The organism is Microbacterium paraoxydans, assembly GCF_900105335.1.
GTDB lineage: Bacteria > Actinomycetota > Actinomycetes > Actinomycetales > Microbacteriaceae > Microbacterium > Microbacterium paraoxydans.
In genome coordinates this window covers 3,138,114-3,150,492 of sequence record NZ_LT629770.1, presented here as the reverse complement: position 1 = coordinate 3,150,492, position 12,379 = coordinate 3,138,114, and the positions used below count along the sequence as shown (strand labels likewise).

9 protein-coding genes are annotated in these 12,379 nt (G+C 62.9%); 7 read left to right on the top strand and 2 right to left on the bottom strand.

Annotated features, from left to right (window positions below; all coding sequences use genetic code 11):
• Positions 1-64 precede the first annotated feature (64 nt).
• From BLU02_RS17930 to BLU02_RS15370, 5 genes are all read left to right on the top strand, one after another.
• Complete coding sequence (locus tag BLU02_RS17930) at positions 65-304, top strand: hypothetical protein (protein ID WP_060923050.1); 240 nt, start codon at positions 65-67, stop codon at positions 302-304.
• A 133-nt stretch (positions 305-437) separates the two neighbouring features.
• A complete protein-coding gene (locus BLU02_RS15385) occupies positions 438-1,916 on the top strand; it encodes an MDR family MFS transporter (RefSeq protein ID WP_045262787.1) in 1,479 nt (492 codons plus the stop codon).
• A gap of 4 nt (positions 1,917-1,920) precedes the next feature.
• A complete protein-coding gene (locus BLU02_RS15380) occupies positions 1,921-3,333 on the top strand; it encodes a recombinase family protein (RefSeq protein WP_060923049.1) in 1,413 nt (470 codons plus the stop codon).
• A 336-nt stretch (positions 3,334-3,669) separates the two neighbouring features.
• Positions 3,670-6,090, top strand: a complete 2,421-nt coding sequence (locus BLU02_RS15375; protein ID WP_045262785.1) for an NB-ARC domain-containing protein — start codon at positions 3,670-3,672, stop codon at positions 6,088-6,090.
• Positions 6,091-7,282: 1,192 nt separating this feature from the next.
• Positions 7,283-8,314: a hypothetical protein gene (locus BLU02_RS15370; protein WP_045262784.1), complete on the top strand. Its 1,032-nt coding sequence runs from the start codon at positions 7,283-7,285 to the stop codon at positions 8,312-8,314.
• 224 nt (positions 8,315-8,538) lie between these two features.
• On the opposite strand, the gene BLU02_RS15365 is transcribed toward BLU02_RS15370, so the two are convergent.
• Positions 8,539-9,102, bottom strand: a complete 564-nt coding sequence (locus tag BLU02_RS15365) for a recombinase family protein (protein WP_045262783.1) — start codon at positions 9,100-9,102, stop codon at positions 8,539-8,541.
• Positions 9,103-9,569: 467 nt separating this feature from the next.
• Positions 9,570-10,759, bottom strand: a protein-coding gene (locus BLU02_RS15360) for an IS3 family transposase (protein WP_157547066.1) whose coding sequence is annotated in 2 segments (ribosomal slippage) — positions 9,570-10,478 and positions 10,481-10,759 — 1,188 coding nt in all. Because the reading frame shifts where the segments join, the coding sequence is not laid out codon by codon here.
• Positions 10,760-10,846: 87 nt separating this feature from the next.
• Here BLU02_RS15360 and BLU02_RS17485 point away from each other — a divergent pair.
• Both BLU02_RS17485 and BLU02_RS15355 read left to right on the top strand, forming a co-directional pair.
• Positions 10,847-11,776 carry a serine/threonine protein kinase gene (locus BLU02_RS17485; RefSeq protein ID WP_157547065.1) on the top strand — a complete coding sequence of 310 codons (930 nt, stop codon included), beginning with the start codon at positions 10,847-10,849 and terminating at the stop codon, positions 11,774-11,776.
• Positions 11,769-12,374, top strand: coding sequence for a hypothetical protein (locus tag BLU02_RS15355; RefSeq protein ID WP_052674578.1), 606 nt, complete (start codon positions 11,769-11,771; stop codon positions 12,372-12,374). The genes BLU02_RS17485 and BLU02_RS15355 overlap by 8 nt, the downstream gene beginning before the upstream one ends.
• The last annotated feature ends 5 nt before the right edge of the window (positions 12,375-12,379 follow it).

Sequence of the window (12,379 nt, the reverse complement as noted above, 5' to 3'; positions counted from 1 at the left end):
ACGCTGAATGACTCTCGCGAACTCTCGCACCTTCCTCTTCTCTCCGATGCCCTGGAGGCCGCCCATGTCTGCCGTCGATACCGGCTCCATCACGACGCCCCCCGCATCGAGCGGGGGCATCCCCCGCGAGGACATGCGGGTCATCTGGCTGCTGCTCGTCGCCGCCTTCGTCGCCATCCTCAACGAGACGACGATGGGCATCGCGATCCCGCACCTGAACACCGATCTCGGCATCCCGCCCGAGCTCGGGCAGTGGCTGACGAGCGCGTTCATGCTGACGAACGCACCAGCGTTACTAGGCTGAATTCCGCGGCAGAACGCCCCCACCGCTCCCCTCTTGTCCTCCTGAAGATGCGACAATCGGCTCGTTGATGGCCGGTAGCGTCGATCTTCAGGACAACTCCCTCACCGCAAGAAACTCTCTCTTAGGATCCATCTTGACCCTCCAAGACTCCTCCCCTCAGACCGGGTCCGTCCCAGCTCAGAGCGTCGCGAAGCCCGGCCCCGTCATCGCGCTGCTCGTCGTCAGTGCGTTCGTCGTAATTCTCAACGAGACGACCATGGGCGTCGCGCTGACCGACATCATGAAGGACCTCGGGATCACCGCTGGTGTGGGTCAGTGGCTCACCACAGGCTTTCTCTTAACTATGGCCGTGGTAATCCCGCTGACCGGATTCCTGCTCAGCAGATTCACCATCCGTCAGGTCTACTTCTCCGCGATGGGGCTGTTTGCGCTCGGCACCCTTGTCGCGGCGCTGGCGCCCGGCTTCGAGGTCCTTCTCGCTGGTCGCGTCGTGCAGGCTCTCGGCACTGGCGTGATGATGCCGCTGCTCTTCACGACCGTGCTCACCATCGTCCCTGCGAGTCACCGCGGACGCATGATGGGTGTCATCACCATCGTCATCGCTGTCGCGCCGGCCGTCGGCCCGACCGTGTCCGGCCTGATCTTGCAGGCACTGACCTGGCACGCGATCTTCTGGATCATGTTCCCTATCGCGCTACTCGCCATCGGTCTTGGTCTGATTTGGGTGCGCAATGTCACGGAGACAAACCCTCACGCTCGCTTCGACGTGCTGTCGGTGGTTCTCTCGGCGCTTGGCTTCGGTGGCCTCATCTATGGTCTCAGCAGCATCGGCGAAGCCGCCTCGGGTCACGCTCCGATTCCCGTGTGGATCCCGATTGTCGTCGGTGCTGTTTCTCTGACGGTGTTCGTGCTTCGCCAGCTCCAGCTCCAGAAAGTCAATGGTGCGCTGCTTGACCTTCGGGTCTTCCAGAGCAAGTCGTTCAGCCTTGCCGTCGGGCTCGTTGTCATCGTGATGAGCGCACTGTTCGGTTCGCTCATTCTGCTCCCCATCTACCTGCAGCAGGTGCTCGGGCTCGACACTCTCGGGGTGGGGCTCATGCTCCTACCGGGCGGCGTGCTGATGGGTGCCATCGCTCCCGTCGTCGGGAACCTCTTCGACAAGTTCGGGCCGACCCCTCTGGTCATCCCCGGCATGGTCATCGCGGCAGGCGCCCTCTGGGGTATGGCCACGTTCGACCAGAGCACGAGCATCGCCTGGATCATCGCGGTGCACCTGGCGCTGAACCTCGGACTCGGCTTCGTGTTCACTCCGCTGATGACCTCGGCTCTCGGATCACTTCCCTCTCACCTGTACCCGCACGGCTCCGCGGTGGTGGGGACAGTTCAGCAGGTCGCTGGCGCCGCGGGGACTGCGCTCTTCGTCACGCTCATGTCCGTCACGCTCGCATCTTCGCTGAGCGCGGGCGCTGACCAGGTGACGGCGACGGCTAACGGCGTCCACACCGCATTCTTCGTTGGTGCCATCGTCGCCTCGGGTGCAGTCCTGCTGGCGCTCTTCGTTCGCAAGCCCGCGGAGCCCGCGCAGGGCGAAGGCATCCCTGCGGTTCACTGAGCCCATGGCTTCCACCCGCGCGCTCGGCTACGTCCGGCTCTCTCGCGACACTGAGGCATCGACGTCGCCTGAGCGCCAGCGAAAGGACATCCACCGGCAGATCGACGCGCGCGGGTGGGAGCTCGTAGACGTCATCGAGGACATAGACCAGTCCGCCACTCGGAAGAGACTGGACCGGCCAGGTATCCATGAGATGCGTCGGCGCATCAGCGCGGGCGAGGCGGACGTCGTCGTGGTGTCCCGGCTGGACCGCATGGCGCGATCCGTCTCTGACATCTCCCAGCTCCTCGACGAGGGATTCGTCATCGTCTCTGCCACGGAGAACTTCGATGCTTCGACCGCAACGGGTAGAGCCATGGTTCAGATGGCGCAGGTCTTCGCGGAGTTGGAAGCAACCGCCATCGGCGAGCGAGTTCGCTCCATGCGTCGGCATCTGCCGACGGTGGGCCGTTGGCCGGGAGGTCCCCCTCCCTACGGCTTCACCACCGCACCTCACCCCGATACTGCGGGTCGAACGCTTGTGCATCACCCGGAAGAGTCGAAGGTCATTCGACGGGTCGTGGATGAGGTCATGGAGGGAAAGGGCATCTCAGAGGTGACGCGTGGCCTCAACGCCGACCGCATTCCGTCGCGCCGCGGATCTCACTGGTCACCACCGTCGCTCTCCCGCATCCTCCGTCGGGGGTCTCTTCGCGGACACGCCACGCTGGGTGGGGACGCTGTTCGAGATGACCGCGGGCTACCTGTCGTCGTCTGGCCACCCCTCGTTACGGATGACGAATGGCACGCGCTGTCGCGCGCGTTGAGCGTGAACACGAAAGAGCCACGCTTCCCCGAGGGAGGCCGGGTGCCGCTTCTGCAACGGCTGGCGATCTGCTCGTCTTGCGGCATGCCGTTGACTCCAAGACACTTTGGTCACCCGACACGCTCCCCTCTGTACATGTGCCAGTCCCGCAACCGCGGCCGCGAATGTGAGAAGCCCCAGACGGTGACCGCCAACCCGCTGGAAGCGGAGGCTGAACGGCAGTTCCTCGACACGTGGGGTGACGTAGAGGTCATCGAGACCATCAGCGAAGAGGTGGTCCCCGAAGGGTTGGACAACGTGCTGGATGCCATCGCTCAGACTCTTGAGTCGATGGGCCGCCCCGGAGCCGACGTGATGGGGTTGGCCGCCCGAATGGTCACGCTGGGAGAAGAGCGGGACCGCCTGACCGCACTCCCAACAATCTCGGCGGTGCAGCGTCGCACCGGCGAAACGTACGGTGAGGTCTGGGCGCGCGGGTCCGTAGCCGAGCGCCGAAAGATCATGTTGGGCGCTGGCGCGTTCGTGACTGTGTACCCCGCGGCGGCTCGAGGACACTTTGACCCAGAGCGCGTGGTGGTGTCGGACGAGCTCGCCGGACAGCTGGACGATTGACTTCAACGCAATCTCACTGAGCCGCGCAACGGGCCATCTCTGCCGCCTGCAGCGACGGGGTAACTGCGGGATTCTGGCATTCAGTACGGAGCATGTTCGTCAGGGCGCGTGCTCGCCCGTCAACATCCCTCTAAGTCGTCGACGCACCAGCAAGTCGGGTCCAGTGATAACCCCTCGCACCCGATGCCGCTGTCCACATCGATCCTGCTCATCATGAGCCGCTTACTTTGAATGGTTCCGCCTGCGTGCGCCCCATCGCCTGGTACGAAACAGCGTCATACGCACCGATATGATGGCGCCTAAACATAGTGGGGGGTCATCTTGAACGAGCTTCGCATGAGCCGTGCGCGCCTTTACGTACTTGTCGATGCATTCGAAGCTGATCTTCGCGCAAGCATCGAACGCTACCTTCTTGACCACCTCGATGAGTCGGAAGTCTACACAGCCGCAGAGCTCACTCAGATCGAGACACGGCGCGAGGCAGATACCGACAGTAGTTCGAACGCATCCGTGCATTTCTTGGATCTGCAAACAGCCGTCGACGTACTCGCTCGTCACAAGGATCTGTTGCCGCATGAGCTGATGACGGAGTTCCGCGACAACTTGCCCCTTCTGCCGCGTCTCACTCCAATCCGGCATCGCGTGATGCATGGGCGTCCCCTGGCCGACACTGATCCGACTACCTCGGTTGACCTTCTATCCGGTCTGCGCTCTCGGCACTGGCCAAACACGAAGAGCGTGTTGAAGCGACTCGAAGATGACCCCGCGTGGGAGCCCCTCTTCGAGAAGCGATCCGCTCCCAACGAACGCACCCTTCATAATCTTCCTGAGGTCGACTATGACGAGACAAGCTTCATCGGTCGCAAGGACTTGCGAGTCAAGCTCATCGAGACCCTGAGACGTCGGCGAAACCCCGTAACGACTCTCATTGGTGAGGGCGGAATCGGCAAGACGGCTCTCGCGCTTGAGGTGGCCTACGAACTGCTTGACAGTGATGAGAATCCCTATGAAGCGATTCTTTGGGTTTCGCTCAAGACCGAGAAGTTGACCGCATACGGCGTCGAAGAACTGAGAAGCGCCATTCGTGGTGTTGACAGTACGATCCGCGAACTGGGTCGAGGGCTGGATTCAGACTTCGGCGGCTCGCTGCAGGAGTTGTCCGATGCGCTGGATGGCATCGAGACGCTTGTGATAATCGACAACCTGGAGTCCGCGCACGGGGAAGAGATCGTCCAGATGTACGATGCTCTGCCGCAGTCAGTGACGTATCTCTTCACCAGCAGGTGGGGCATTGGGCAGCTCGAGCGAACAGTCCCCGTACCGCCATTGAACGAAGCAGAATCCGAACTTTTGTTGCGAAAGTTCGCGGCTGCCCGCAACCAGAAGTCACTCGCGTCCCTGAGTCCCGTAGCCGCGAAGAATACGGTGAAGGCACTGCGGTACAGTCCTCTCGCGATCCGATGGTTTGTACTGGCGAGCGAGGCCGGACGTATCCCGCTCGAGACCTTGCGTGACCAGAGCACGTTGCTTGAATTCTGCGTCAAGAACGTGGTGGACACGCTGACGACCGACTCGCGAGCCGTGCTCGACATCCTCAGAACGTTGGACCGCGGGATCTCGTTCGACGAGTTCGCAGTCCTTACCGAGATGTCCGTCGATTCTCTGCGCCGCGCAACGCAAGAGCTGACTCGTGGATCGCTTGTATTGGTTGAAGCCGACGCCGCGGGCGCCATCGCCGGTCGTCTCGCCCTTACCGCAACCGCACGCATGTTCCTGCAGAAGCCATCTGTCAACACGGACTTCCTGTCTACCGTGCGAAAGCGAGAACGAGAGTATCGCGCCGCCCTCGATGATGGCGCCAAGAGCCGGCGCTACCCACAGATCACCGCGCGAGATTCAAACGACAATCCCGCAGTCTTCTTGCTGCAGTCCGCGGAGAATCTGGCCAAGACCGGAAACTTCTCGAAGGCTGAGGTGCAGGTGCAACGAGCACTCAGCTTCAATCCGGAGTTCCCCGAGGTCTACCGCGTGTGGGCGAGGATGCTGGCGCAGCAGACTCAGTACGAAGCCGCCGTTTCACAGCTCCAGTCCGCGCTTTCGTACGCGCAGGACGACTCATCACGGGCGCGAGCGCATTATGAGATGGCTGATGTGCTCGCGCGGAACATTCGTGATACCCCGGGGGCACTCCCCCACGCCGAGGAGGCATCCCGTCTCGAGCCCTGTTCCGACACTCATTTCCTACACGGCCGAATCCTGTACTGGAACGGAGCGTACGCTGCGGGACAAGAGGAACTCGAGATGGCCCTCGAAGGGGCAAGCAATCGCCAGGCCCTGGGCGTTACGACGGCCCTCGTCGACAGTTGGGGCCGCTGGGCAGACAATCATCTTCGCGAGCATGAAGCGGAGCCTGCTCTCTCGAAGGCATTGACGGGCTTCCACCAGGGACGGGCCCTCCTCGACAAGCATCCGCGCGATAGCCGCCTCTGCAACGTGACTGCAGAGTGCGTCCTCCATGCCATTCGCTCGCTGCATCGTGTCTCAGATTCTGCACTGATGCGGCACTCCGCCGCGCTGAGGCAGACGGGAGTCTTCGTTGTTCGCCATCGCGGCCTCATCGACTCCAACAAGCGGCGGCTGCTACGCGATGCATTCGACCGAGCAGTTTTTCGGGACGTGCTCGGTAGCGAGACTCAACGGAGTCTTGAACACGCCAGAGGCGACCTTGTCGCAAATAGCCAGCCCACAAAAAGGTAGTCGACTGTAGAGTCCCGTCCTCCGCACCAGTACCGCGCGACTATCTGGGCCGCGGAAACGGTGGTGCGCATCCTGGGGTGGGAATGAACCCCGCCGCTCCGACGCGGCGGGGTTCGAGCCGGTTCCCCACCGGCCTAGGGAGCCCGCACTCCCATACCTCTTCTTCATGCGCGGTCCGTCACCGTACGTGTGACTGACGAAGTGACGAAGTGACGGTTTCTTGAGTTTCGGGCATTCCTCTCTACAGGAGAGATCTCTTCCTAGAGAGGTAACCCTAGGAAGCCCGCGAATCGTCACTTCGTCACTTCGTCACTTCGTCACTTCGTCACCCAGAGAATGATCCGTCGAATCTGAGCAGCTTGGGGGTCACCCGGCGAAGTACTTGGTACCGCAACGCAGACACCGTCTGCACCGCACTCATGAGAGTAGGTACCCGTGACCGATTCAGTTCCTCCCGCCGACCGCGCACCCGGCGCTGCCCTCTGTGGATGTGGCTACAGTCGACGAGGGGCGAGGCTGACCCTTCTGGCCATCTACCCAGAAACGTTCCGTGACGCGCCCCAGCGTCCTTCAGGCACGCAGACTCGCAGTGAGTCGGAGACAGTCAGCGCACCACTCTACGAGCGCCCAAATTCGCCCGGTGTCTACGACCTGTACACGCCCGCCGACGAAGGCGCGTACTGGGCAGCTCGCCTGGCACTGTCCACCGACGGCGCGTGGAAGGTAGACGATCCAGCTCTCGTCGCGTCTTCAAAGACAGGCGCCAACGGAGACGGCCACGCTGATGACGCGAGCACCAGCTTCAAGGATTGTGTGCGGGATCTGGTGCGTGAATCGCGCGACAGTGACGATCTCCTCATCGCTCTCGACATCCTCCTGGGTGAGGACTGCCACTTGCGGCCAGCGATCTATCCCTCTGTGCCGGCCTGCTGCAGTGCACGTGGGGTTACCGGCGGGACGACTTCGGGCAAGCATGACTGAGGTCAACTTTGCCGCCCTGCCTTCTCGGACACCTCTACACCCCCGGCGCACTTCGCGCCGCGGTGATCCCTACGAGCTATGGCACGGTCGAGCCCTCGGTCGCTGGGCCTCCACTGACGACGAGCCGGCGCCTTCCTGGCTTCGGATGCGGAAGGAGGACGCACGCGAACGTGTACTCGCTTCCCGAAATCGTGAGCGGGTACTCCGCGTTATGGCGGTTCTGGATCAGTGGCGAACCGCGACCATCGAACAGGTCGAGGCCCTCGCTGATGTTGAAGGGCTGACCCGCGGTCGCACGAGCCTCGTAAGCGCGCTCTGGAACGCGGGCCTGGTCGACCTCGGTCGATGGGGTCACGCTTGGGGCAGCGTTCCGCCGCGGGAGCAGCTTCTCCTCCGCCCTGCCGGTGACTCTGCGGCGGTGCAAGATCTGACGTCAGTGCTCGGTTGGGCTGAGTGGTTCTCTGTCACCGCTGGTCTCGGTGTGGACGCTTCTCGTCAGTATGCGCGGCACAACGTACTCGCCACGGAGTTCGGCCTGCGGATGGCGGAGCACGGGCACGTAGGTATGGTGCTCGGCGAGAAGCTCTCCTCCTGGGAACTGCTCGTACGTCCCGTACCGGGCGCGCCCGATCTCCCGCGCGGCGGACAATCAGCCGCCGACCTCACCCTCATTCGCCCCGACGGGTTGAGGGTGCTGGTGGAGATCACGGCTACCACCACGGGTATGGACGCGAAGGTCCGACGCCTCGCGAAGCTGCTCCACCAGCGACCGATGGCATGGTCCGGTCTGACGGCGGTCTTCGTCATCGTTCCTCGCCGCGACAAGCCCAACACCACTCTCGCCGACCTCAAGGTCGTGACCCGCGCCGTCGAGCGTGCCGTACGGTCGTTTCCCGGAATGGCTGGCGACCCCACCGCGGCGAGGATCGGCGTCGTCACCTGGCAAGCGCTGTTCCCGCAGAACGGCACAGTTCGACAGGACCTTGTAACGCTGCCGGTGATGACGCCGACCGGAGCCTCCGGCGCGCGCTGGCAGCTGATGCGACTGCTGGATGAGGCGGCCTTCCCATTCAAGCCCAAGGACCCCGAGGGTATTCGAGCCGTGCTGCAGAACACCTCCACCCTCAGAGGCATTCCTGCATCGCTGCGCCCATCGGGCACTCAACTCCCCACAGGAGGAGGAAAGGTGAAGCTGCGCAAGCGTCACGACCCCTCCCTCGCCAAGCTCATGCTTGCTGGCTGAGCTTTCAATCGACAACGAGATGGAGACAACATGACCAAGTACCGTAACGCCTTCTGGGACCGTCTCGAGGCTCGAAGCAATCGAGCGCACGCCGGAGGAGGAGTTCTACCAGATGGACCGCCTCAAGGCGGGGCTCTGCCCTCGAATGACCGAAACCTACCGCTGGCTCCCGCCACCGCGTGAGCCAGAAAGGCCCCGCGCGTCCGGACGGGGCCTTTCCACACTCAAACTTGCCGAGTCACGCGGATGACGGTCGTCTTGGACGTGCCGAGCGCGCGAGCGATGGAGTTGTACGACTCACCGCTGGCACGGAGCCGCTTGGCGAGCGACTGCTGGTCCGGGGTGAGGGAACTTGGACGCCCCAGGTGCTGGCCCCGAGCACGTGCCGCGGCGATCCCCTCCTTTGAACGCTCCGCGGTCACCGAGCGCTCGAGGCTGGCTACGCCGGCCATGATGGTCAGCACGAGCTTCCCGGTCGGACCCGAGGTGGTGATCCCGTCGGAGATGGAGCGAAGCGTGATTCCTCGCTCGTCTAGCATTTCGACCGTCCGTAGCACGCTGGCGGCGGAACGCCCGAGACGGTCGAGTCGAAAGATGAGGAGCTCGTCGCCGGGTCGTGCAGCATCGACGAGACGTGTGAACCCTGGACGCTCCATCGGATCGACTGTCCCGGAGCAGGTGTCTTCGTAGAGACGGTCGTAACCTGCGCTGTCGAGGACGGAGCGCTGGGAGTCGTGGCGTTGACCAGCTGTTGAGATTCGGGCGTAGGCGAAGGTGAGGGAACTCATACCGAGATCATGCGCGGTGCCGGTCAGAAAGTCATGCCATCTGTACCGTCCGCGATGGGCGCGGGATTCCCGCGGGCAGTCCGGTCCAGAACTCCGGTCCACTCCGTGATCTTCGACGACCGAGTTTCGTACCACGACGCCCCGTCCACGCCTACCAGATCTCCGCCAGGCTCATTCCACACAGCGGGACGCAACGAATTGGCGCACCACACAATAGCGGCGCCGCGAGCGGTCACGGATCGTGGCGGAACATGACCACCTGCCGTCGGAACATGCGCGGGAATGGGTTATGGATATGCTGACGCTACAGACAGGCGGGGGGGCGAGTGTCAAGTCAGATTGCGGTGCTCGGAGCCGGCGACGTCGATTTCCGGTTCCTTGAGGTTCGGTTCTCGGGCCCGGCCGGCGCTCGCGACGCGTTCGAAGGGTCTGCCCCGAGTCTTGTTGACAGTCGGGGTTTGGGGTGATCAGGCCGCTTTCGCGTCCGTGTAGATCATCTCAAACTCGATGGGGGTGAGTTTGCCGAGGCCGCGCTGACGACGTCGACGGTTGTACTTCGTCTCGATCCAGATGACCATCGCGAGGCGGAGTTCCTCGCGGGTGTCCCAGCGTCTGGTGTTGAGGACGTTCTTCTGGAGCAGGCTGAAAAAGCTCTCCATGCTCGCGTTGTCTCCGGCCCCGTAAGACCGGCCCATGGACCCGACCAGGCCGTTGTTGCGCAACAGCCGCTGGGTGCGTTTCGCGCGGAACTGGCCGCCCCGGTCGGAGTGGCAGATCGTGCCGTGCGGGGACCGCAACGCGATCGCGTTGCGCATCGCCGCCCGTGCCAGGGACGACTTCATGCGGGTATCGATGGAGTAGCCGACGATCTTATTCGACCAGACGTCCTTGATCGCGCAGATGTAGAGCTTGCCTTCCCGGGTCGGGTGCTCCGAGATGTCCCACAGCCACACCTTGTTCGGCGCGTCGGCGACGAACTCGTGCCGCACCACACCATGCTCATCGACCACCGCGAGGAGATCATCGTGGGGTGCCGGGCCGGTGCTGCCGGGCTTGCTCCGCTTCTTGTGGTGCGACGCCTGGATCCCCGCGATCCGACACAGCCGGTGCACACGGTTCTCGCTGGCGACGATCCCGTGCTCGGTGTCGAGCTCGTCGGTGAGGAACCTGTACCCGAGGGTGATGTCACCGGCATGCAGGTCGTAGAGCACATCGATGAGGTGCGCATCGTCCCAGTCCCGCTGCGAGACCGGATCTTTGAGCCACTGGTAGTACCCCTGCCTGGATAGGCCGAGGACCCGCAACGCCACCGCGACCGGCGCCCTCACAGGAGCGCCGGCCGCAGCCATCTCGTGGACGAGCGGGAAGACTATTTTCCCGGCAGGTTCGCCTGCGACAGATAGGCCGCGGCCCGCCGCAGCACCTCGTTCTCCTGCTCCAGCAGCCGGATCCGCCGGTTCGCATCACGCAACTGCTTGCGCTCGTCCTCGGTCAGCCCGGACCGCTTGCCGTCCTCGATATCGGCCTGCTTCATCCAGTTGGCGAGGGAGCCTTCGGAGATACCGAAGTCCTTCGCGATCTGCGCCAACGGCGCCAAGCCCTTGCGGGCCACGGCCACGACATCGTCGCGGAACTCCTTGGGGTACGGCTTTGCCACAGGAACATCCTTCCAGCGAGGACGAATCCTCACAGATCAGATGTCAACCAAACTCGGGGCAGACCCGAACGACTCGTTGCGGACATCGTGGGCATCGTTCATCCCGACGTTCAAGAGATCCAGGCGAATCCGGGCGACTGGGGCATCGACGCCTTCGTAGGGGACTTGGGCGAGGCTGGTGAAGTTCACGTCTGGCAGTCGAAGTACTTCATCAACGGTTTCGGACCATCGCAGCAGAGTGAAGTGCGGGAGTCGTACAAGTCCGCGCAAAAGGCAGCACACGAGCATGGCTACAGGATTGCGTCGTGGACTCTGTGCGTCCCGTGCGAACTCGACGGTCCAATGCTCAAGTGGTGGAACGGGTGGAAGAAGCGCACGGCGAAAGCGGATGACCTAACCATCGAACTGGAGTCGGGCGGGCGCCTCCGGCGGCGACTCCAGGCCACTGCTGGTGAGGACGTGCGCCGGTTCTACTTCTCTCCTGTCTTTGCGGTGCCCGAACGCTCCGAGGACGAAGTGGAACGCGGGCTCGAGGAACTTGTCGATGAGTCGAAGTATGACGGCGCCCTCTTCGTGCGCCAGTTGGATGAAGCCGGGCTACCTGAAACCCGCTCAGCGAGGGAAGCGTTCTTCAACGCTGAAATCCTCGAACGCGAGGTCACAGACAAGGGTCTTTCGACCGAAGTCTCCGCCCTATCGACGTGGCGAGTTGCCGTGTCGTCGACGTGGTCGGTCGCATTCAACACTGCATGTCAGACGTCGCCCGAGCGACGGTTTCCTCGGCTGTACGGAGAAGCGCTTGCCGGGATCGAAGCCAGTCATGTGCGCGAAGCGGCGAGCCTGCGCGCACATGTGATTCACGGCGTTGGCCTGCTTCATCAGGCTGTGGACAACGGACGCGCTGGATGGGTTCGGGATTGGCGAGAAGTCGCGCAGGACCACCGATCTCGCACCTCCCTGTCGAAGCCAGCGACCGGGCGCGAAGTCGATGATGAGACGGAGAACACTGATGACTAGTTCGACCGCGTTCATGGATAACGCCGCATCCACGCTCAGGGCTGAATCCGTCCCGGCCTTCCGCATGGCGCAGCTCCTTCTCGTCCTCGATGGCGTTCAGCCTCCACTGAATCGAGTCGACCTCGAGCGCCTTTCCATCATCGAATTTCTCTCGGCCAATCCGTTCCTTGTGGTGGGCGACGACTCGCCGGAAGCAAACGAACTTCGCCTTCAAGGGTTTGGGCGCCACTCCATCACATACGCCTCCCCTAGTCAGCGGTTTGTCTCCCGTCGCGAGCGAGTAGCGTCTGATGTCGCTCAGTTGGTCTCCCTTGGACTTGTTCGACTTTTCGTCGCTGACAGGCAACGAGTTTTCTCCCTCACTGAGCTTGGCGAACAGTCAGCCGAGCGACTCTGCTCGGTCTATGCGGATGCGTATCGGCTTAGCGTGGCCACTGTGGGCCCCTTGGTGATGCGGCTCTCGGCTCAAAGGATGCGCCAACGCCTCGAGACCTGGCTCCGGGTCGACCCGATGCTTTTCGACCTCATCGACGCCCCCACATACCACGAGTTCGAGGCGGAGACTTCCGGCCTCGCATCACGCGACATGCTCTTCTAGGACCA